Source organism: Flagellimonas alvinocaridis, from assembly GCF_004916895.1.
GTDB classification, from domain to species: Bacteria; Bacteroidota; Bacteroidia; order Flavobacteriales; family Flavobacteriaceae; genus Flagellimonas; species Flagellimonas alvinocaridis.
This window is the reverse complement of record NZ_SNTZ01000141.1, coordinates 1-353: the sequence shown is the minus strand read 5'-3', so window position 1 is coordinate 353 and position 353 is coordinate 1. Positions and strand designations below refer to the sequence as shown.

Genomic DNA, 353 nt, shown 5'->3' with positions numbered 1-353 from the left:
CCGTCCTTCAGGGGCTCACACACTCGTGCTAGTCCCCACATTTCCGGCCAGATAGAGGCTCTGATACCATTTGTAACGACCCGGCCACACAGTCCGGACCGTTACGCTCATATCAACAATATTGTCCGCTTTGGCACAACTTCCCAGGGGGTCACCCATCCTGGTACTACTCCAAGCTAAGCACGCTTAACTGTGGAGTTCCGTCCTCGCTTTGTGCCGCACGGCTTTAAAAGGCCTTGTTGATAGGAAATGGATCTTTAAGCTCATATACCACACGAGTACGCTCGTATCTGGGCGATGTGGGACTAGCGCACAACACACCGTACCACAGAATTTCCCTTCCGGAAATCTGG

Annotated in this window: 1 protein-coding gene; it reads left to right on the top strand. The window is 52.7% G+C overall.

What is annotated here, in order from left to right:
• On the top strand, nucleotides 1–180 hold a 180-nt coding region (locus EZV76_RS17380), incomplete at its 5' end, for a hypothetical protein (protein WP_236640963.1).
• Between the last annotated feature and the right edge of the window lie 173 nt (nucleotides 181–353).